The sequence below is a fragment of the Microbacterium sp. 20-116 genome, from assembly GCF_041079415.1.
Classification (GTDB): Bacteria; Actinomycetota; Actinomycetes; order Actinomycetales; family Microbacteriaceae; genus Microbacterium.
On the sequence record NZ_JBFYGP010000001.1, the window covers coordinates 350,683 to 370,460 of the forward strand.

The 19,778-nt window shown below is 69.6% G+C and carries 20 protein-coding genes; 14 read left to right on the forward strand and 6 right to left on the reverse strand.

What is annotated here, in order from left to right; all coding sequences use genetic code 11:
* A complete protein-coding gene (locus AB6V29_RS01665; RefSeq protein WP_369356685.1) occupies positions 1-696 on the reverse strand; it encodes a hypothetical protein in 696 nt (231 codons plus the stop codon).
* A 251-nt stretch (positions 697-947) separates the two neighbouring features.
* Between AB6V29_RS01665 and aceE the strand changes: the two genes are divergently transcribed.
* The 6 genes from aceE (at position 948) to AB6V29_RS01695 (ending at position 8,599) form a co-directional block, all read left to right on the forward strand.
* A complete protein-coding gene (gene aceE / locus AB6V29_RS01670) occupies positions 948-3,674 on the forward strand; it encodes a pyruvate dehydrogenase (acetyl-transferring), homodimeric type (RefSeq protein WP_307316871.1) in 2,727 nt (908 codons plus the stop codon).
* A gap of 76 nt (positions 3,675-3,750) precedes the next feature.
* Positions 3,751-4,971 carry a PucR family transcriptional regulator gene (locus tag AB6V29_RS01675; protein WP_369357154.1) on the forward strand — a complete coding sequence of 407 codons (1,221 nt, stop codon included), beginning with the start codon at positions 3,751-3,753 and terminating at the stop codon, positions 4,969-4,971.
* Between the two features lie 82 nt (positions 4,972-5,053).
* Entirely contained in the window at positions 5,054-5,974 is a 921-nt protein-coding gene (locus AB6V29_RS01680; protein WP_369356687.1) for an ACP S-malonyltransferase, read from the forward strand.
* Positions 5,971-6,975 (forward strand): beta-ketoacyl-ACP synthase III, encoded by a 1,005-nt coding sequence (locus AB6V29_RS01685; protein WP_267787234.1) that lies wholly within the window; start codon positions 5,971-5,973, stop codon positions 6,973-6,975. The genes AB6V29_RS01680 and AB6V29_RS01685 overlap by 4 nt, the downstream gene beginning before the upstream one ends.
* Positions 6,976-7,043: 68 nt before the next feature.
* Positions 7,044-7,292, forward strand: coding sequence for an acyl carrier protein (locus tag AB6V29_RS01690; protein ID WP_022880558.1), 249 nt, complete (start codon positions 7,044-7,046; stop codon positions 7,290-7,292).
* Between the two features lie 68 nt (positions 7,293-7,360).
* On the forward strand, positions 7,361-8,599 hold the full coding sequence (locus AB6V29_RS01695) for a beta-ketoacyl synthase (protein ID WP_210074987.1): 1,239 nt from the start codon (positions 7,361-7,363) through the stop codon (positions 8,597-8,599).
* A gap of 155 nt (positions 8,600-8,754) precedes the next feature.
* Here the strand turns inward: AB6V29_RS01695 and AB6V29_RS01700 are convergent, their stop codons facing one another.
* The 3 genes from AB6V29_RS01700 to AB6V29_RS01710 form a co-directional block, all read right to left on the reverse strand.
* Entirely contained in the window at positions 8,755-9,258 is a 504-nt protein-coding gene (locus tag AB6V29_RS01700; RefSeq protein WP_210074985.1) for a DUF3145 domain-containing protein, read from the reverse strand.
* 159 nt (positions 9,259-9,417) lie between these two features.
* On the reverse strand, positions 9,418-10,287 hold the full coding sequence (locus AB6V29_RS01705; protein WP_307316878.1) for a hypothetical protein: 870 nt from the start codon (positions 10,285-10,287) through the stop codon (positions 9,418-9,420).
* 76 nt (positions 10,288-10,363) lie between these two features.
* Complete coding sequence (locus AB6V29_RS01710; RefSeq protein ID WP_267787231.1) at positions 10,364-10,900, reverse strand: hypothetical protein; 537 nt, start codon at positions 10,898-10,900, stop codon at positions 10,364-10,366.
* A gap of 145 nt (positions 10,901-11,045) precedes the next feature.
* On the opposite strand from AB6V29_RS01710, the gene AB6V29_RS01715 reads away from it, so the two are divergent.
* Positions 11,046-11,720 (forward strand): response regulator transcription factor, encoded by a 675-nt coding sequence (locus AB6V29_RS01715; RefSeq protein WP_369356691.1) that lies wholly within the window; start codon positions 11,046-11,048, stop codon positions 11,718-11,720.
* The gene (locus tag AB6V29_RS01720) at positions 11,717-13,144 is read left to right on the forward strand and encodes an ATP-binding protein (RefSeq protein WP_369356692.1); all 1,428 of its coding nucleotides are present in this window, start codon (positions 11,717-11,719) and stop codon (positions 13,142-13,144) included. The genes AB6V29_RS01715 and AB6V29_RS01720 overlap by 4 nt, the downstream gene beginning before the upstream one ends.
* Positions 13,145-13,158: 14 nt before the next feature.
* Here the strand turns inward: AB6V29_RS01720 and AB6V29_RS01725 are convergent, their stop codons facing one another.
* Positions 13,159-13,494 (reverse strand): ATP-dependent DNA ligase, encoded by a 336-nt coding sequence (locus tag AB6V29_RS01725; protein ID WP_210074975.1) that lies wholly within the window; start codon positions 13,492-13,494, stop codon positions 13,159-13,161.
* A 135-nt stretch (positions 13,495-13,629) separates the two neighbouring features.
* On the reverse strand, positions 13,630-14,247 hold the full coding sequence (locus tag AB6V29_RS01730) for a TetR/AcrR family transcriptional regulator (protein ID WP_267787228.1): 618 nt from the start codon (positions 14,245-14,247) through the stop codon (positions 13,630-13,632).
* A 111-nt stretch (positions 14,248-14,358) separates the two neighbouring features.
* On the opposite strand from AB6V29_RS01730, the gene AB6V29_RS01735 reads away from it, so the two are divergent.
* From AB6V29_RS01735 to AB6V29_RS01760, 6 genes are all read left to right on the forward strand, one after another.
* On the forward strand, positions 14,359-14,955 hold the full coding sequence (locus AB6V29_RS01735) for a DUF6230 family protein (RefSeq protein ID WP_210074971.1): 597 nt from the start codon (positions 14,359-14,361) through the stop codon (positions 14,953-14,955).
* 11 nt (positions 14,956-14,966) lie between these two features.
* On the forward strand, positions 14,967-15,401 hold the full coding sequence (locus tag AB6V29_RS01740) for a DUF6114 domain-containing protein (RefSeq protein WP_369356694.1): 435 nt from the start codon (positions 14,967-14,969) through the stop codon (positions 15,399-15,401).
* Positions 15,398-16,153 (forward strand): hypothetical protein, encoded by a 756-nt coding sequence (locus AB6V29_RS01745; RefSeq protein ID WP_369356696.1) that lies wholly within the window; start codon positions 15,398-15,400, stop codon positions 16,151-16,153. Before AB6V29_RS01740 ends, AB6V29_RS01745 begins: the two co-directional genes overlap by 4 nt.
* A 169-nt stretch (positions 16,154-16,322) precedes the next feature.
* Positions 16,323-17,726 (forward strand): hemolysin family protein, encoded by a 1,404-nt coding sequence (locus AB6V29_RS01750; RefSeq protein WP_307316891.1) that lies wholly within the window; start codon positions 16,323-16,325, stop codon positions 17,724-17,726.
* On the forward strand, positions 17,723-18,745 hold the full coding sequence (locus AB6V29_RS01755; protein ID WP_369356698.1) for a CNNM domain-containing protein: 1,023 nt from the start codon (positions 17,723-17,725) through the stop codon (positions 18,743-18,745). The genes AB6V29_RS01750 and AB6V29_RS01755 overlap by 4 nt, the downstream gene beginning before the upstream one ends.
* Positions 18,746-18,890: 145 nt before the next feature.
* Positions 18,891-19,709 (forward strand): SDR family oxidoreductase, encoded by an 819-nt coding sequence (locus AB6V29_RS01760; protein ID WP_210074962.1) that lies wholly within the window; start codon positions 18,891-18,893, stop codon positions 19,707-19,709.
* The last annotated feature ends 69 nt before the right edge of the window (positions 19,710-19,778 follow it).

Consider the following 19,778-nt stretch of genomic DNA (forward strand, 5'->3'; position numbering starts at 1 on the left):
CTAGTTCAAGATGTTCACGCTGCGCGAGATCACGAGCGCGAGCAGGATGAAACCCGACACCGCCTGAACCATCATGAACAGCTTCGCTCGCGTGCTGAGCGGCATGACGTCGGTGGGGCTGAACGCCATGGCGTTGGATGCCGAGAAGTAGAGGTAGTCGATGTACCCGGGCGCCCAGTCCTCGGTCTCGGAGGAACGGCGGGCCACCTCGCTCACGGCATCCCGATCCGAGTCCTGGGGGAACTGGAAGTCCGCTGGCGGCAGTTCGTCACGGGCGTCCCGGCGGCGGGCGATCGGGCCGCCGCGATCCATCTCCCAGTAGACGACGGCGTAGCCGATGACGTTGATGGCCCACACCTGCGCAGCCCCGAGCAGGGTTCCGGCGCCGCTGCCCTCTCCGCGCAGCAACTGCTGGATGAGCAGGAAGAACGCCACCTGGTTCGCCAGCAGCAGCACGGCGGTGAAGGCGAGGGCGAAGCCCCGGCCCACGGCGGATTCGCGCGACAGGCGTGAGGGGTTCGTCACCACCATGGGGATCGTGCACAGCACGCCGGCGCCGACGACGACGTAGCGGAGCACGCCCGACGTCTCGTTCGGCAGCACCGCGTACAGGCCCGTGCCGACGGCCAGGGCGATCAGGACCGGCCAGCGATGCTCCGGTCGGGTGCGGAAGCCTTCGCTCTCGTGCGTGCTCACGCGGTCAGGTTAGACCCGCGCCCCCGCACGCCTCGCCCGACGCGGTGGCTTCAGGCGGTCTTGATAGGCCGGAGCTCGTCTCGACGTCGAAGCGTCTGCGCGGCGCGGGCCGGTTCGTCGCGGCCGTGGCGCATCCGATGTCGCCGCGACTCGCTAGGCTGGACGCTGGTTGATTGTGCGGAGCAGACAAGGGTTGCCGCACTCGTATGGCGATTCTCTGGCATGACCTGCCAGACGACGAAAGGTCTTCCGTGACTGTTCACGACCAGGATCCGTATTCGCAGGGGCCGCAGGACAGCGACCCGGAAGAGACCGGGGAGTGGCAGGAATCCCTGCGACAGCTGGTCCAGGCGAAGGGTCCGGCTCGCGCTCGCGAGATCATGCTGAGCCTTCTGAAGGGCTCCAAAGAACTCCACCTGAATGTGCCGATGGTTCCGACCACCGACTACATCAACACGATCTCGCAGAAGAACGAGCCCGAGTTCCCCGGTGACGAGGAGCTCGAGCGGCGCTACCGCAAGTGGATCCGCTGGAACGCCGCGGTCACCGTGCACCGCGCCCAGCGTCCCGGTATCGGCGTCGGCGGCCACATCTCGACCTACGCGTCGTCGGCCGCGCTGTACGAGGTGGGCTTCAACCACTTCTTCCGCGGTCTCGACGACCCGTCGGGCGGCGACCAGATCTTCGTGCAGGGCCACGCCTCCCCCGGCGCCTACGCCCGCGCGTACCTCGAGGGTCGTCTGACCGAGGCGCAGCTCGACGGCTTCCGTCAGGAGAAGTCGCAGGCGCCCAACGGCATCCCGTCGTACCCGCACCCGCGCCTCATGCCGGAGTTCTGGCAGTTCCCGACCGTGTCGATGGGCCTCGGCCCGATCAACGCGATCTACCAGGCGATGTCGAACAAGTACCTCTCCAACCGCGGCATCAAGGACGTCGGCGACTCGCACGTCTGGGCCTACCTCGGCGACGGCGAGATGGACGAGGTCGAGAGCCGCGGTCAGCTGCAGGTCGCGGCGAACGAGGGTCTCGACAACCTGACCTTCATCGTCAACTGCAACCTCCAGCGTCTCGACGGCCCCGTCCGCGGTAACGGCAAGATCATCCAGGAGCTCGAAAGCTTCTTCCGCGGTGCCGGCTGGAACGTCATCAAGGTCGTCTGGGGCCGCGAGTGGGACGACCTCCTCGCCCGCGACACCGAGGGCGCGCTGCTCAACCTCATGAACAGCACGCCCGACGGCGACTACCAGACCTACAAGGCCGAGAACGGCGCGTATGTCCGCGAGAACTTCTTCGGTCGCGACCCCCGCGCTCTCGAGCTCGTCAAGGACTACACCGACGAGCAGGTCTGGGGCCTCAAGCGCGGTGGCCACGACTACCGCAAGGTCTACGCGGCCTTCAAGGCGGCCAAGGAGCACAAGGGCCAGCCCACCGTCATCCTGGCGAAGACGATCAAGGGCTACGGCCTCGGTCCGCACTTCGAGGGCCGCAACGCGACCCACCAGATGAAGAAGCTGACGCTCGACGACCTCAAGGCGTTCCGCGACGCGATGGACATCCCCGTCACCGACGCGCAGCTCGACGAGAACCCGTACCAGCCGCCGTACTACAACCCCGGTGAGCAGGACGAGACGATCAAGTACATGCTCGAGCGTCGTCGTGCGCTCGGCGGTTTCCTTCCCGAGCGTCGCACCACCCACGTCGGTCTCGAACTGCCGGGGGATGCCGCGTACGCGCTGCCCAAGAAGGGCTCGGGCACGCAAGAGATCGCCACGACCATGGCGTTCGTGCGTCTGCTGAAGGATCTGCTGCGGGTCAAGGACTTCGGTCACCGCATCGTGCCGATCATCCCCGACGAGGCGCGCACGTTCGGTATGGACGCGTACTTCCCGACGGCGAAGATCTACAACCCCAAGGGCCAGCACTACACCTCCGTCGACCGCGAGCTGCTGCTGGCGTACAAGGAGAGCCCGCAGGGTCAGATCGTGCACGTCGGCATCAACGAGGCGGGCGCTCTCGCGGCGTTCACCGCGGCGGGCACGGCGTACTCGACCCACGGCGAGCCGCTCATCCCGGTGTACGTCTTCTACTCGATGTTCGGCTTCCAGCGCACGGGTGACGCCCAGTGGGCCGCGGGCGACCAGATGGCGCGCGGTTTCATCATCGGCGCCACCGCCGGTCGCACCACCCTGACCGGTGAGGGCCTGCAGCACGCCGACGGTCACTCGCAGCTGCTCGCGTCGACCAACCCGGCCACGGTGTCGTACGACCCGGCTTACGGCTATGAGATCTCGCACATCGTGCGCTCGGGTATCGAGCGGATGTACGGCGGGAACCACCCCGACCCCAACGTCATGTACTACATGACGGTCTACAACGAGCCCTACGTGCAGCCGGCCGAGCCCGAGGGCGTCGACGTCGATGGCATCGTCCGCGGCATCCACCACATCTCCTCGGGCGAGGGCGACGGCCCCCGTGCGCAGCTGCTCGCCTCGGGTGTCGGCGTGCCGTGGGCTTTCGAGGCCCAGCGTCTGCTGAAGGACGACTGGGGCGTGGTCGCCGACGTGTGGTCGGTCACCTCGTGGAGCGAACTGCGCCGCGACGGCCTGGCCGCCGACGAGCACAACTTCCTGCACCCCGAGGAAGAGCCTCGCGTGCCGTACCTCACGGACAAGCTGAAGGAAGCCCAGGGCCCGGTCATCGCGGTCAGCGACTGGATGCACGCGGTCCAGGACCAGATCCGTCAGTGGGTCCCGCAGAACTACTGGACCCTCGGGGCCGACGGCTTCGGCTTCTCGGACACCCGTGCCGCCGCACGTCGCTTCTTCAAGATCGATGGTCCTTCGATGGTCGTCCGCACCCTGCAGGCGCTGGCCGAAGAGGGCAAGGTCGACCGCGCGGTCGTCGGACAGGCGATCGAGAAGTACCGTCTCCACGACGTCAACGCTGGAACGACCGGCAACGCGGGCGGCGAGGCCTGATCACGTGACGAGCACCACCGACGGGTCCGGTTCCGCCTCCACGGGCGGGGCCGGACCCGACCGGTCTGCGGGCTCGGTGGCCGCCGCCGCGCAGGAGAAGGCCGACACCCTCACCTGGCTCCGGCGTATCTCGGGCGATCTGGCCACGGCGACGATCCAGCGCCTCGAAGAGACGCTGCCGTGGTACGCCGAGATGCCCCCCGCTCGGCGATCAGCCGTCGGGCTCGTCGCCCAGGCGGGGATCACCTCGTTCCTGCAGTGGTTCGAGGAGCCGGCATCCACTCCCGCCATCGCCGCGGACATCTTCGCCGCCGCTCCCCGTGAGCTGCTGCGCAGCGTCAGCCTGACGCAGACACTTCAGCTCGTCCGCGTGACCGTCGAGGTCATGGAGGAGCGCGTGGCCGGTCGCAGCGAGAAGGTGCGCGAGGCGATGCTGTCGTATTCGCGCGAGGTCGCCTTCGCCGCCGCCGACGTGTACGCGCGTGCCGCCGAGGCGCGGGGGCTCTGGGATGCGCGTCTCGAAGCCCTCGTCGTAGACTCGATCCTCACCGGCGAGGCCGACGACGAACTCCCCAGCCGTATCGCCGCCCTCGGGTGGCACGGCCACGGAGAAGTCGCGGTCCTGGTGGGCACGACTCCCCCGCAGCTCGACGTCGACCAGGTACGGCGTACCGCGCGCAAGCTCGGCGTCGACGTGCTCATCGGTGTGCAGGGTTCCCGCCTAGTGCTCGTGGTCGGCCGGGCCGAGCTGCCCGCCCGTGCCGGCGAAGAGAATGCCGAACTGCCGTTCCCCGAGATCGCGAGGCGCCTCGAGCCGGGCTTCGGCACCGGGCATCTCGTGCTCGGGCCCGCCGTGCCCGCGCTGGTCGACGCGGGGCAGAGCGCTCGTGCGGCCCTTGCCGGCTTCGCCGTGGCCCGTGCCTGGCGCCACGCCCCGCGCCCGGTCGAGGCCGACGACCTGTTGCCCGAGCGCGCCCTCGCCGGCGACGCCGTGGCCAAGCAGACCTTGGTCGACCGCGTGTACCAGCCCCTGCACGCGCACAGCGCGGATCTCGTCGCGACCCTGTGGAGTTACCTCGACAACGGCCGCTCGCTCGAGGCCACGGCCCGCGAGCTGTACGTGCATCCCAACACCGTGCGGTACCGCCTCAAGCGCGTGTCGGAGGTCATCGGGTGGGATGCCACGGGTCCGCGAGAAGCGCTCATCCTGCAGACCGCGCTCATCCTCGGATCGATCGGAACGGATGCCACGCGCCGCCGGAGTCCGGTGGGCCGACGGTCGCCTCTGGCGCGTTGATGCACGGCGCGCACAAAGACACGCCGTATTTCTGTGTCGATATCTCCAGAAGCGCGTGCCCGATCCTTGACAGGATGGAACGGTGATCATCGCCGTCTTCCCCGGACAGGGCTCTCAGACCCCCGGGTTCCTCTCGCCCTGGCTCGAACTCGACGGGGCGCGTGATCGTCTCGCCGCCTATTCCGAGCAGGCGGGCGTCGATCTCATCGCCGCCGGTACCGAGTGGGATGCCGATCGCATCCGCGACACGAGCGTGGCGCAGCCGCTGATCGTGGCGGCGAGCCTGCTGTCGTGGGCCGCGCTGAACGACCGCGCCGGCGCGTCGGTGCACGGGGTCGCGGGGCACTCCGTCGGCGAGATCGCCGCACTGGCGGCATCCGGTGTGCTCTCCGACGACGACGCGCTGCGGCTGGTCGGACTCCGCGGCCGCGCGATGGCCGAGGCCGCCGCGGCCGTCGAGACCGGCATGAGCGCCGTCGTGGGCGGCGACGAGCAGACCGTGCTCGAGCGACTGGACGTGCTCGGCCTCACCCCGGCCAACTACAACGGCGGTGGACAGATCGTGGCGGCCGGTGAACTCTCGGCGTTGGCAGAGCTCGCCTCCGAGGCGCCGCGCGGTGCGCGCGTCATCGCACTGCAGGTCGCGGGAGCGTTTCACACCCGTTTCATGGAGCCCGCCGTCGAGACCCTCCGCGCCGCCGCGGCCGACGTCGCAGTCTCCGACCCGAGCACGACGCTCTGGACGAACTCCGACGGCTCCGTCGTCGCCGAGGGACGTCGCGCCCTCGACCTCGTCGTCGCGCAGGTCGCCTCCCCCGTGCGCTGGGACCGCTGCATGCTCTCGTTCGCCGAGCACGGCGTGACCGGCATCATCGAGATGTCCCCCGCCGGCGCCCTCACCGGGCTCGCCAAGCGCGCCCTCCGCGGCACCCCGACCGTCGCGGTCAAGACCCCCGACGACCTCGACGCGGCCGTCTCCCTGCTGAAAGAAGAACAGGCATGAGCACCCCCACCCTCCGCCAGCTGCAGGGACCCGCGCACACGCGCATCTACTCGTACGGCGCCGCCCGCGGCGAGAACTTCGTGCCCAACGACGACCTCGTCGGCCCGATCGACTCGAGCGACGAGTGGATCCGCCAGCGCACCGGCATCGTCACGCGCGTTCGCGCGAACAAAGAGACGGATGCCATCGACCTGGCCACCACGGCCGCGCGCGAGGCCGTCGAGAAGTCGGGCGTGGCGCCCGAAGACATCGACGCGGTGATCGTGGCGACCATCAGCAACCCCAAGCAGACGCCGTCCGCCTCGGCCATCGTGGCCGACCGGATCGGGGCGAACCCCGCTGCCGCGTACGACCTCAACGCCGCCTGCGCGGGCTTCGCGTACGGCGTCGGTCAGGCCGACGCGCTCGTGCGGGCGGGCCTTGCGAAGCACGTCGTCGTCGTCGGTGCCGAAAAGCTCAGCGACGTCGTCGATCCCACCGACCGCAGCATCTCGTTCCTGCTCGGCGACGGCGCGGGCGCCGTGGTCGTGGGCCCGAGCGACACCCCCGGCATCGGCCCCACCATCTGGGGCTCGGATGGCTCGAAGGCGGATGCGGTGGGCATGAACGCCACCCTCACCGACTTCCGCGACGGGGTCGCCGCCTGGCCGACCCTGCGTCAGGAGGGCCCCACGGTCTTCCGCTGGGCCGTCTGGGAGATGGTCAAGGTGGCGCGCCAGGCCATCGAGGCCGCGGGCATCGAGCCCGCCGACCTCGCCGCCTTCGTGCCGCACCAGGCGAACATGCGCATCATCGACGAGTTCGCCAAGCAGCTGGGTCTTCCCGAGACCGTCGTGATCGGTCGCGACATCGAGACCACCGGCAACACGTCTGCGGCGTCCATTCCCCTCGCCACCCACCGCTTGCTCGAGGAACACCCCGAGCTCAGCGGCGGCCTCGCGCTGCAGATCGGCTTCGGAGCCGGACTGGTGTTCGGCGCGCAGGTCGTCGTGCTGCCCTGACGCAGCGCCGTCGAACTCTAGACTGATCGGGGCCCGACAGGCCCCGCCCCCAAGAAACAGGAGACATCATGGCATTCACCAACGACGAGGTTCTCGCCGGCCTTGCCGAGCTCATCACCGACGAGACGGGCATTTCGGCCGACGAGGTCGCGCTCGAGAAGTCCTTCACCGACGACCTCGACATCGACTCCATCTCGATGATGACGATCGTGGTCAACGCCGAGGAGAAGTTCGGCGTCACCATTCCCGACGACGAGGTCAAGAACCTCAAGACCGTCGGCGACGCCGTGACCTTCATCACGTCGAACCAGTCCTGACACCTCCCGGTGGGGGCTCCGGCCCCCACCGGTCACGACCTGTCGGCCGCACCAAGGATTTCTCGCTCATGAGCACACCCCGCATCGTCGTCACCGGCATCGGAGCCACTTCGCCCATCGGCGGCACGGCACCCGAGAGCTGGTCCGCCCTGCTCGCCGGAACCTCCGGCGCCCGTTCCCTCGAGCACGAGTGGGTCGAGCAGTACAACCTGCCCGTCACCTTCGCCGCCGAGGCCCTGGTGCGCCCGGAGACCGTGCTCGAGCGCCCCGTCGCCAAGCGCCTCGACCCTTCGTCGCAGCTCGCGATGGTGGCGGCGAAAGAGGCCTGGGAAGACGCCGGCTCCCCCGACATCGACCCCGACCGTCTCGGCGTCGACTTCGCCACCGGTATCGGCGGCGTCTGGACGCTGCTCGACGCGTGGGACACCCTGCGCGAGAAGGGCCCGCGGCGCGTCATGCCGATGACGGTGCCCATGCTCATGCCCAACGCGGCCGCCGGCAACCTCTCCCTGCACTTCAACGCCCGCGCGTTCGCCCGCACGGTCGCCTCGGCCTGTGCCTCGAGCACCGAGTCGATCGTGAACGCCGTGCAGCACATCCGCGACGGCCTGGCCGACGTCGTGATCGCCGGTGGCACCGAGTCGGCGATCCACCCCATCACGATCGCCTCGTTCGCGTCGATGCAGGCGCTCTCCAAGCGCAACGACTCCCCCGAGACGGCGTCCCGCCCGGCCAGCATCGACCGCGACGGCTTCGTCATGGGCGAGGGCGCCGGTGTCCTCATCCTCGAGACCGAGGAACACGCGAAGGCCCGCGGCGCGAAGATCTACGCCTCGATCGTGGGCGGCGGCGTCACGGCGGATTCGTATCACATCACCGCCAACGATCCCGAGGGTCACGGCGCCGCACGAGCCGTGCACATGGCGCTCGAGATGGCGGGCGCGTCGGTCGACGACGTCACCCACATCAACGCCCACGCCACCTCGACCCCGGTCGGCGACCCGAACGAGTACAAGGCTCTACGCGCCGTGTTCGGCGCCCGTGTCGACGAGATCCCGGTGTCGGCCACCAAGGCCTCCACCGGTCACCTGCTCGGTGGAACCGGTGCCCTCGAGGCGATCTTCACGGTGCTGGCGCTTCAGAATCGCGTCGCCCCGCCGACGATCAACCTGACCGAGCAGGACCCGGAGGTCCCGTTCGCCCTGTCCGGCTCGGCCGTCGAGCTCGGAGCCGGCGACCAGCTCGCGATCAGCAACTCCTTCGGCTTCGGCGGTCACAACGCCGTCGTGGCCATCGCCTCGGTCTGAGCGCGGTCTTCCGCACGGCGAGAGCCCCCTGGCATCCCCCCGACTGCAATCGGGGATGCCAGGGGGCTCTCGTCTTGTCAGGCGAGGGATACGCGGTCCCGGTGCCGGGTGTGGTCACCGACCTCCGGTAGTGGCGCCTCCCCCGCCCGACGGTCTCAACCCACCTTGTGCAGCCAGACGATCTGCTGGTCGTCGCCGGCATGGCGGAAGGGCTCGAGCTCTTCGTCCCAGGCGGAGCCCAGGGCGACGTCGAGCTCGCGTTGCAATTCGAGAGCGTCGCCCGCGGCGACCTCCATCGCGTAGCGCACGCGGTCCTCGGCAATGACGACGTTGCCCGCGGAATCGGTCTGAGCGAAGTGGATGCCGAGTCCCGGCGTGTGCATCCAGCGGCCGCCGTCACTGCGGGGCGTGGGGTCCTCGCTCACCTCGAAACGGAGGTGCTCCCAGCCGCGGATCGCACTCGCGAGGGCGGCACCGGAGCCGACGGGGCCTTCCCAGTAGAACTCCGCGCGACGACTGCCCGTGAGAACGGGCTGCTCGGTCCAGTCGAAGTTGACCGCGCGGCCGAGAGCGCGTCCCACCGCCCACTCGAGGTGGGGGCACAACGCGCGGGGCGCGGAGTGGATCAGGATCACTCCGCGCGAAGACGTGATCGCCATGGTTTCTCCTTCGTCAGGTACGTCTTCCCCTACGACCTGTGATGGAGTGTTGGCGATTGTTCGGTTGTCCGGCCATTATCGCCCGTGCATAACGAAATCACAACACTGTGATTTCGCCACGGGCCCCGCGCGTCGACCCGTGGTGCTCGACGGGTCGATTCAGCCGAACCAGAGAGCCCAATAGAGCGCGAAGTTGCGGTTGCCGTATGCCGAGCAGGAGTCTCCGACTCCCCAGCGCGCGGCCAGGGCCGCGGCGTTCGGCTGATAAGGCGTGTAGTTGTACAAGGCCGCGGTGGCAGCGTTCGCGATGGTGACCTCCGAACCCCCGCAGGAGGGGTCGGGCGAGTAGGCGAGGTAGTGCGTACCCGGTTGCCGCATGAAGTCGGAAGCGCTGTAGGACTTCAGGTCGGTCGCGGCCTGGGCGACCTGTGCACCGAAGCCGGCGGCCCCGGCGTCGCAGGGGGCGGTGTCGGGGCATCGGGCGCCCATCGCCGCCCCGAGTTGTTCGGGTGAGGGGGCCCGGGCGGTGCGACCCGAGACGAGGCTCTGCTCCTTCTGCAGGGTGACCAGGAGCACCTTCGCCGAGATGCCGCACGCGCGCTGCAGGCGGTCGATGATCTGGGCGGCCGTGAGCTCTCCCCCGTCGTAGCCCTCGCAGACCGTGCGGCCCGTGGCATCCGAGACGACCGGTCCTCGTGCCGGCAGTTCGGAGCGCAGGACGGACAGACAGTCGCTGTTGCGACACTCCCCCACCTGATCGTCGAGGAAGGTCTGGATCTGATCAGCGGTGAGCGCGTCGCCGTCGTAGAACTGCTCGTCGTCGATCAGATGGCCCGGGTCGAAGGACGTGAGGTCGATGGCCGCGCGACGCGCCTCGGTGTTCCACGCGGTGGTGAGCGAGACGAGCGGGACGACCGCGAGGGCGACCAGGCCGACGAGCACCGCGGCAACGGCGCCGAAGACCAGACGCCGTCGGCGGATGAGCCGTTGCCGGGGCGTGCGGCGGCGCCGCCTGCGTGTTCTCGCCACCCGTCGATCGTGCCTCACCGCGCTGACCGCGCGCTGCACGCGAAGGGCGTGGCGCGCGGTCAGCGCGGGGTGGCGCTCAACTGCCCGGCGTGGCGGGCGGCGTCGGCGTGGTGCCCTCGGCGGGCGGGGTGGGAGCCGTGCCGTCGGCCGGGGGTGCGGGCGGCGTGGGCTTGTCCCCCTCGGCGGGCGGAGTGGGAGCCGTGCCGTCGGCGGGCGGCGCGGGCTTGGCGGCGTCGCCCTTGGGCGCACCGGGGCCGCATTCGCCCGGTCCCTTGCCTCCGCCGGGGGCGGCAGGAGCGGTGCCGTCGGCGGGAGGCGTCGGGGTGCTGCCGTCGGCGGGGGCCGAGGGCATGGCATCCGGGGTGGGGGCCGTCCCGGGAGTGCTGGTGCCGGGGCCCGTCGAGCCGCCGTCGGCGCTGGGGGCCGAGGTCGAGGAGGCCGCCAGCGGGCCCGTCCCGTTGCTCTGCGCCGCGAGCGCAGCGGTTCCGCCGGTGAGGCCCGCGGCCACGATCACGGCGCCGGCGATGAGCGCCGGCCCGCGCCAGGAGCGGCGGCGGGGTTCGCGGGTCTCCTCCTGACGCGGCAGCGGCAGGGTGGGATTGTCGTCGTTCATGGTTCTCTTTCCGTCCGGTGTCGGTCACCGGCTCTGGAACCAGACTTCGAGCCGGGACTGAAGCGAACCTGAAGCCCGCTCACCCGCCCGGTTCGCATACGCAAGCCATAAGTCCCGTTCAGCCGGTGACCGTATCGTCGCCCGGATGTCCCTCGCTGCCCGCGTGCTCGTCCTCGACGACGACGAGACGATCCGCGTCGCCGTCACCACGGCTCTGCGCGCCGACGGTTTCGTCGCCGAGGCGGCGCCCGACGGCACGGACCTCGCCGACCGGTTGGCGTCGTTCCGCCCCGACCTCGTGATCATCGACTGGATGATGCCGGGGCCCAGCGGCATCCGGTTGCTCCCGATCGTGCGGGCCACGGGCGACACGGCGGTCATCATGCTGACCGCGCGAGACGAGGTCGATGATCGCCTGCGGGGGTTCGCGGAGGGTGCCGACGACTACGTGGTGAAGCCGTTCACGATGGCCGAGCTCGTCGCGCGCAGCGGCGCGGTGCTTCGGCGGCGCGGAAGGCTGCCGCAGACCGTGTCGGTGGGAGATCTGGTGGTCGATCCGGATGCCGCGACGGCACATCCCGGTGGAGTGTCTCTCGAGTTGACGGCCACGGAGTTCCGGCTGCTGCACCTGCTCGCCGAGAGTCGCGGACGAACCCTCTCGAAGGCGCAGATCCTCACCCAGGTCTGGGGTTACGAGGACTACGACCCCAATCTCGTCGAGGTGCACCTGAGCGCGCTCCGCCGTAAGATGGAGCAGCGTGGACCGCGGCTGATCCACACCGTGCGCGGCCTCGGCTACCGCTTGAGCGAGGAACGGTGAGACCCTCGCCCCCGCTGAAGTCGGGATCGCTGCGCCGGCGGACGATCGTGGCGGTGGTGGCCCTGGTGGCGCTGCTGCTGGTCGTGCTCGCCGTCGTCGTCGACGTGGCCTTGGGGGCCCGCCTGCGCGGCCAGATCGAGGAGCGCTTACGGGATCGCGCTGCGGCCGCCGCCTCCCTGGTGGGAACGGTCGATGACGCCGACCTGGCCGAGCGATTGTCCGACCAGGGGCTCGCCGTCCGCATCGACAGCGCGGGGGGCGACTCGGTGGTCGCCGGCCCCAGCCCCGAGCAGTTGCGCGAAGCTCCACCGGGTGGACCCGGAGGCCCCGGCGCCGGTCCCGGTGCCCGTTCCACCCCTCAGCCCACGGTCTCGAGCGACGTGAGCGTCATCGCATCCGAGGTCACGGGTGACGATGAGCTCGTGACGCTGCGTTCGACGCTCAGCGACGGCTCGAGTCTGACCCTGACGGCGTCGGCGGCGGGCGTCGACGACACGCTCGCTCAGGTGCGATGGATCATGGCGCTGTCGTCGATCGGCGTCCTCGTGCTCGCGGCAGGCGCGGTCACCCTCGTCGTGCGACGGAGCCTGAGGCCCCTCGATCAGGTGTCGAGCGTCGCTCGCGCGATCGGCTCCGGGGAGCGCCAACGGCGTCTGCACCCCACCCGCTCCGATACCGAGATCGGACGCGTCGCCACCGCCCTCGACGACATGCTCGACGACGTGGTGGGCGCCGAGCGGGCCGCTCTGGACGCCGAGCAGCGCCTGCGGGCGTTCCTGTCGGACGCGGCGCACGAGTTGCGGACACCGGTCGCCGGCATCCGGGCGGCCGCCGACACGCTCGTGCGCGCCGACCTCGACGGACCCGAGCGCGAGGTGCTCGCCGCGCACGTGGCACGCGAGGCGGCGCGGGCTTCACGCCTCGTCGACGACCTGCTGACGATGGCCCGCGTCGATCGCGGTCTCGAGCTCTCGCGCACGGATCTCGACCTGCGGGCGCTCGTCGAGGCCGAAGTGGGCCGCGCCCCGCTCGTACACCCCTCCCTCGTCCTTCGCGCGCAGACTCCGGATGCCGCGGTGCCGGTGCACGCCGACCCCGACCGCCTCGCCCAGGTGTTGTCGAACCTCATCGAGAACGCGGCGCGGGCAACCGGGGGAACCGGCACCGTGACCGTGGCTGTCGCCGTGCGCGGCGCGATCGCGGTGGTGTCCGTCACCGATGACGGCCCGGGCGTTCCGGCGGCCGAGCGCGAGCGCATCTTCGAGCGTCTCGTCCGTTTGGACGCCGCGCGGGCGGCATCCGGCGGTGTCGGTCTCGGATTGCCGATCGCGCGAGGGATCGCGCGAGCGCACGGCGGCGACGTGAGATGCGTCGACGGTGGGGTCGGCGCGCGATTCGAGGTGACGCTGCCGCTCGAGGGGTGAGGGCCTGAGCCCCGTCATCGACCGCCGATGGGCTGCCGGTGCGGGGCCGTGGTCGCGGGGGCGATTCCCGCGGCGGTCAGGGTGAGCCCGTCGGCGCCGCTGGCGTCGTGCATCATCTGATCGACGAGCGCGCGATCGATCGCCGGCTCTCGTCCGCCGTAGAACTGCATGACGAGCGCGTTCGAGGCGTGGATCCACAGGCTGGCCTGTCGCACGCCTTCGTTGACAGGCAGTTGCAGCATGAAGCCCTCGTTACGGCGGAGCTTGTTCATCACGACGATGCGGAGGTGAGCGAGGATGCGGTCGTCGATGTCGAACGACGCGCGATCACGGTAGATAAGACGTCCCATCACAGATCCTTTTCTGGCTCGACGAATCGAACCGTGTTTCAAAGGGACCGCGCTGGGGCGCAGCAATGGGGGCCCTTCTATTGTGCCATTCGTCGCGAGGGCGGGAGCGGATTGCCGGAGGATTCGCCGCGGCGATCAGGCCCGTGGCGTCGGCCCAGCGGGCTCTCCCACCACCGACGCCAGCACGCCGAAGGCCGAGCGCGACAGGAAGGCGACGATCTCCGCCGCCGGCATCTCGGTGCCGAGAGCGAGTTCGACGAGCACCTCTTCGGCGAAGTTCACCCACGAGCGCAGGGCCACTCGAAGCAGAGGGGAATCGCCGGAACCGAGTTCGAGGAAGCCGTCGGTCACCCAGCCCGCGGTCACGTCTCGAGCGCGATCGACCTCGCTCCTCACCTCCGGGTCGCCGGAGGCGACGCCGCGCACGAGAGAGAAGAAGGTGCCCCGGTGCTCGCGAACGAAGGCGACGATGCGGGCGAGCGTGTCGTCGAGCCGCTCCCGCGGGTCGAGGTCTTCCCGCGGGACGGACGCCTCCAGCAGCGCCGCCGCGGCCGTGATCACGACCTCTCGGTGCAGGCCCTGGCGCGAGCCGAAGTAGTGGAAGACAAGGCCGCGTGAGACGCCGACGCGCTCGGAGAGCACTTCCATCGTGAGGTCGTCGAGCGGCTTCTCGGCGAGAAACGCGACACCCGAGGCGACGAGCTGGGCGCGCCTCTGATCCGGCGTGAGGCGCGTGCGACGGTCGCTCGACATGAGGGAACTCTAACGAAGCAATGCTGTCTCCAACTATTGACACTCTGTCAATGCGGCGTAGCCTGGCTTCGCTCGGCGACGGCGCCGGGCTCGCTTTCCGCAGGAGGATCGATGAAGTTCCGTAACCTGACCCGCTCCCGCACCGGCCGGGTCGCCCTGGCGACCGTGCCCGTCGCCGCCGTCGCGAGCCTTCTTCTCACCGGTGTCGCCCAGGGCGCGGTGCCCGTGTCCTTCGCCGTGTCGGGCAGCCAGTTCCAGATCAGCGCCTCACAGCTGGAGGGCACCGGCTTCTCGCAATACGCCGGCGTCACCAGCGACACCGCCGGAGGCCAGCACAACGTCGCGATCGCCAACATCCGGTCGGCCACTCTCGCCGACCTCTGTCAGTCGGTCGTCAGCGACACTCCCCTGGGCAAGGTGGGCGTCCTGATCACCGCGGGTGGTGGCGGCGCCCCGGCATCCGCCTCCGACCTGCAGATCGGCATGACGGGCCTCCAGGGCGACTCCTCGTTCGGCAACATCCGCATCGGCGTGGACGCCTCGACGGTCAACACCTCGGCCAAAGGCACCCCGGGGGACTTCGCTCAGGATGCCGACACCATCTCGATCGCACATCTCAAGCAGACCGCGTGGAGCACGCAGGCCTCGGTCTTCACCCTCACCGGCATGAAGCTCGAGCTGACCGACGGCTCGAAGACCTGCTTCTGATCGGAGTCGTCATGACCTCCCCCGACCTCTCCTCGTCGGCGCGCTTTCGAACCTGGCGGCGGAGCCGTCCCCTCGTGGGCGGCGTCCTGGTCGCACTCGGCGGCGTCGAGATGTTCTTCTCCGGGCAGCTCGACATCGGGCAACTGCACATCCAGCTCGGGATCGAGGGTCTTCAGGCCACGGTGATTCCGGTGGTTCTGGTGCTGCTCGGCATCCTGCTCGTCCTGATGCCGGCACACCGCATCTTCTACGGTGTCATCGCCCTCGCCGTCGCGGTCTACTCCCTGGTCGGCGTCAATCTCGGTGGCTTCCTGCTCGGGATGCTGGTGAGCACGGTGGGTGGGATCGTGGCCGTGTCGTGGGCGCCGCCGACCGCCTCCGCGCCGCGAGCCTCGGCACCGACCGTCGAGGAGGCGGAGAGCGCTGCCACCGGGGTCGAGCGATGAGGCGGGCCCGGGCTACGGCTGCGCTCACCGCTGCCATCCTGGTGCTCGGCGGGTCGACCGGCGCAGCCGCGGCCTCGGCCGACGACGGTCCTCGCCCTGCCCGGTTGTGCATTCCGATCCTCTTCCCGTGCGGCGAACCCGCGCCCTCCTCGACGTCGACACCGACGCCGACACCCGGGCTCACCGTGCCGGGCCTGCCAAAGCTTCCCGGTGCCGGCACCTCGACGCCCGCTACGCCGTCGACGCCCGAGGACTCCCCGACCCCCGCGCCGTCTGCCCCCTCCGCTGATTCGACCACGCCGCCCGCACAGGCAGCCGTCGCCGACGAGCGCGCGCCGGTGTTCACTCAGCCGTCGCCACAGCTGGGCGCCCAGTCGCTGTCCTTCCGAGGCATCCCCCTCATCAGTGTGGTCACGGTGCCGCTGGCCGACGGCACTCGTATCACCGCGCTGAAGATGACGGCGGACGAGATCACGATCGAGGGCTTCGCCCTCACGGTTCGCCGCGAGACGGGTCCAGCGCTCGTCACGACCGCCGACCGCATGACGTTGTCAGGGCACGTCTCGGTGTACCTGAACTCGCTGTCGGCCACCACCGCGGACGGCAAGACCCTCACCCTCGGGGCCGATACTCCCCCACCGGCCGACGGCATCGCACCCGGGCTGGCGCGCCTCACCCTGGGGCTCGTCGGTACCACAGCCGATTCGATCGTCTACACGAATACCGACCAGAAGATCACCGAACCGGGGTGAGCTCAGGGTCGGGCGAATCCCCAGCCTGAGCGGGACGCTGCTCGATACAGTCGACGTGATCAGTGATCACCGACCCACGAGAGAGAAAACCCGTGAGCCATCACCGCACCTCCACCGACCAGGAGGGCCGATCTTCGAGCCCCCTCTTTCCGAGAGGGGGTGAGATCTGATGCTGGCCGCGGCCCTGACGCTTCTGTTGGGGATCATCGTGACCCTGGCGATCATCGCCGCCTGCGGCTTCTTCGTCGCGCAGGAGTTCGCGTACATGTCCGTCGATCGTTCGCGGCTCGCGGCGAAAGCCGAGAAGGGCGACGCTCAGGCGAAGCGCGTGCTCGCCATCACCAAGCGCACCTCGTTCATGCTGTCGGGTGCCCAGCTGGGCATCACCGTCACGGGACTGCTGATCGGCTACGTCGCCGAGCCGTTGATCGGTGAGTCGCTCGGCACCCTCCTGGGAGGGGTGGGTATCGATCCGGCCGTCTCGGTCCTCATCGGCACCATCGGCGCGTTGCTGCTGGCCACCGTCGTCACGATGATCTTCGGCGAGCTGTACCCGAAGAACCTCGCCATCGCCAGCCCGGAGCCTCTGGCCCGCGCCCTCGCGGTGCCCACCCGCATCTACCTGCTGCTGTTCGGCTGGCTCATCACCGTGTTCGACGTCGCCGCCAACGCGCTGCTGAGGCTGCTGCGCATCGAGCCCCTCGAAGACGTCGACGAGAGCGCCACCGCGCGTGACCTCGAGGCGATCATCGAAGAGTCCCGCGTCAGTGGCGACCTTCCCGACGACCTATCGATGATCATCGACCGCATCCTCGACTTCCCGCAGCGCGACGTCGAGCACGCCATGATCCCGCGTTCCCAGATCGACTCGGTCACCCCCGACACCACGGTCGGCGAGGTGCGCGCGCTCATGGCCACCGGTCACACCCGCTACCCCGTGATCGGCGACGAGTACTCCCCCGTCGGCGTCATCGAACTCATCGACGTGCTGCGCGAGCAGCCCGCCGACGATGCCCCCGTGGCATCCGTCATGCGCGCCGCCGTCGTGATCCCGACCTCGATGCTGCTCCCCGTCGCCCTCGACCGCATGCGTCGCTCCCGCAACGAACTCGCGTGCGTGGTCGACGAGTACGGCAACTTCGACGGCATCCTGACGATCGAAGACCTGACGGAGGAAGTCATCGGAGAGCTGTCCGACGAGCACGACGTCGAGGTCGCCGAGGTCTCGGCCGACGGCGACGATGCCTGGACGGTTCCCGGCGACCTGCACCTCGACGAGCTCGAGCGTCTGCTGGGCCACGACCTCGCCGAGAGCGAGGTCGAGACCGTGGCCGGCCTCGTCATCGAGACCCACGGGGATCTGCCGGCGGTCGGCAGCGTCATCCGGATCGATCTGCCCGAGCGCGCGTCCGAGACCGTGCAGGGGCTCGACCTCGAGCGCTGGCTCGCCGTCGAGGTCGTCGAGGTCGACCGGCACGTGCCCTCCCAGTTGAAGATCCGCCTGCACGAGGTGGATCGAGATTCCGAGCCCGCCGTGGAAGCATCCGCGATCGACGAGGAGGTGGCCCGATGAACGGCTGGACCGTCGCGATCATCACAACCGCGCTCATCGTCGCCAGCGCCTTCTTCGTCATCGTCGAGTTCGCCCTGCTCGCCGCTCGTCGCCACCGCCTCGAAGAGCAGGCCGCCACGAGCGCCTCGGCGCGCGCGGCTCTGCGCGGTGTGAACGAGCTCACCGTGATGCTGGCGTTCGCGCAGCTCGGCATCACGGCGTGCACCTTCTTGCTCGGTGCCATCACCAAGCCCGCGATCGACTACGCGCTGGCCCCCGTGTTCGAGACGTGGGGTCTGCCGTACGTACTCGCCGACATCATCGCCTTCATGCTCGCGTTGATCGTCGTGACCTTCCTTCACCTCGTGATCGGAGAGATGGCGCCGAAGTCGTGGGCGATCGCGCACCCCGAAACCGCGGCGAAGGCCACCGGCATCCTGGCCCGCGCCCTCACCTGGCCGTTGCGTCCGTTCCTGCTGTGGATCAATCACATCGCGAACCGTCTCGTGAAGGCGTCGGGTGTCGAGCCGGTCGACAAGGCCGCCGCGGGCGGACAGGACGCCGACACCATTCGCGAGCTCGTGGCACATTCCCGCCAGGCGGGCACCCTCGAGAGGCAGTACTCCGAGCCGATCGCTCAGGCGATCGCTCTGGGCACTCTGACGGTGGGTGACATCGTGCGCACCGACCGCTCCCCCACGAGCGTGCCGACGGATGCCACGGTCGCCGACATCCAGGCCGTCGCCGCCTCGTCGACGCACCTGCGAATCCTCGTCGGGGCGGGAGCGTCCTCGCGCGTCGCGCACGTGCGGGACACGCTCGCCGTCGACCCCGGGACGCCGGCGCTCGAGATCGCCCGTGATCCTCTGGTGCTCGAGCCCGCGGCATCCGCTTACGACGCTCTGGCACGCATGCGGCGCGGTCGTGTCCAGCTGGCGACGGTCGTGGAGGGCGAGCGTCTGATCGGCGTCGTGACGCTCGACGATCTGCTGCGGGAGATCCTGCCCGGGCCGGGAGAGCTGGCGCCTGCCGCCCGCTGACCCGGTGCCACGAGAGCCCCGTCCGTTCACCGCGGGCGGGGCTCTCACCTTGCCGTGCGGTGGTCGGGTGTCAACCCGAGGAGATTCTGAAATCCGCGGCGTACCGTCGCCCGCGTTCACCCCCTATCTCTCTCGGAGGACACTCATGAGCAAGACGTGGTTCATCACCGGCGCATCGAAGGGCTTCGGCCGCGAGTGGGCCGAAGCGGCTTTGGAGCGCGGTGACAACGTCGCCGGCACTGCTCGAAACCTCGACGACGTGAAGGCGCTGGTCGACAGCTACCCCGACTCGTTCCTTCCCCTCCAGCTCGATGTGACCGACCGTTCCGCCGATATCGACGCCGTGGCCAAGGCCCACGAGAAGTTCGGCCAGCTCGACATCGTCATCAACAACGCCGGCTACGGGCACTTCGGCATGGTGGAAGAGCTGACCGAGGACGAGGTCCGGGCGCAGCTCGAGACCAACTTCTTCGGCGCGCTCTGGGTCACCCAGGCCGCGCTGCCGATCATGCGGAAGCAGGGTTCGGGCCACATCATCCAGGTGTCGAGCATCGGCGGCATCAGCGCCTTCCCCACCGTCGGTGCCTACCACGCGTCGAAGTGGGCGCTCGAGGGTCTCTCGCAGTCACTCTCTCAGGAGGTCGCGGGCTTCGGCATCCACGTAACCCTCATCGAGCCCGGCGGCTACTCAACTGACTGGTCGGGCCCCTCGGCTCAACGCAGCGACGAGATCGACGCCTACGCCGAGGTGCGGGAGCAGGCGGCCAAGCGCCCCTCTGCTGCCGACCCCGGTAAGCCCGAGGCGACGCGCGCGGCGATCCTGAAGGTGGTGGATGCCGAGAACCCGCCGCTGCGTATTTTCTTCGGCAAGGCGCCCCTGGGCATCGCCGAGCGCGACTACGAGTCGCGTCTGCAGACGTGGCGCGAGTGGCAGCCGGTGTCGGAGGAGGCGCACGGCTCGTAAGCCGGGCGCTCGCTCCTCCGGGGTGCGGCTTGTGCGGTGGGGTGTCTGTCGAGCGCCCCGGTGCGCGGG

Excerpts from the sequence above, each read along its gene's own strand:
- AB6V29_RS01685 (WP_267787234.1), top strand. The coding sequence starts at position 5,971 with ATGAGCACCCCCACCCTCCGCCAGCTGCAGGGACCCGCGCACACGCGC.
- AB6V29_RS01690 (WP_022880558.1), top strand. The coding sequence starts at position 7,044 with ATGGCATTCACCAACGACGAGGTTCTCGCCGGCCTTGCCGAGCTCATC.
- AB6V29_RS01695 (WP_210074987.1), top strand. The coding sequence starts at position 7,361 with ATGAGCACACCCCGCATCGTCGTCACCGGCATCGGAGCCACTTCGCCC.
- AB6V29_RS01700 (WP_210074985.1), bottom strand. The coding sequence starts at position 9,258 with ATGGCGATCACGTCTTCGCGCGGAGTGATCCTGATCCACTCCGCGCCC.
- AB6V29_RS01710 (WP_267787231.1), bottom strand. The coding sequence starts at position 10,900 with ATGAACGACGACAATCCCACCCTGCCGCTGCCGCGTCAGGAGGAGACC.
- AB6V29_RS01715 (WP_369356691.1), top strand. The coding sequence starts at position 11,046 with ATGTCCCTCGCTGCCCGCGTGCTCGTCCTCGACGACGACGAGACGATC.
- AB6V29_RS01725 (WP_210074975.1), bottom strand. The coding sequence starts at position 13,494 with ATGGGACGTCTTATCTACCGTGATCGCGCGTCGTTCGACATCGACGAC.
- AB6V29_RS01730 (WP_267787228.1), bottom strand. The coding sequence starts at position 14,247 with ATGTCGAGCGACCGTCGCACGCGCCTCACGCCGGATCAGAGGCGCGCC.
- AB6V29_RS01735 (WP_210074971.1), top strand. The coding sequence starts at position 14,359 with ATGAAGTTCCGTAACCTGACCCGCTCCCGCACCGGCCGGGTCGCCCTG.
- AB6V29_RS01740 (WP_369356694.1), top strand. The coding sequence starts at position 14,967 with ATGACCTCCCCCGACCTCTCCTCGTCGGCGCGCTTTCGAACCTGGCGG.
- AB6V29_RS01745 (WP_369356696.1), top strand. The coding sequence starts at position 15,398 with ATGAGGCGGGCCCGGGCTACGGCTGCGCTCACCGCTGCCATCCTGGTG.
- AB6V29_RS01750 (WP_307316891.1), top strand. The coding sequence starts at position 16,323 with ATGCTGGCCGCGGCCCTGACGCTTCTGTTGGGGATCATCGTGACCCTG.
- AB6V29_RS01755 (WP_369356698.1), top strand. The coding sequence starts at position 17,723 with ATGAACGGCTGGACCGTCGCGATCATCACAACCGCGCTCATCGTCGCC.
- AB6V29_RS01760 (WP_210074962.1), top strand. The coding sequence starts at position 18,891 with ATGAGCAAGACGTGGTTCATCACCGGCGCATCGAAGGGCTTCGGCCGC.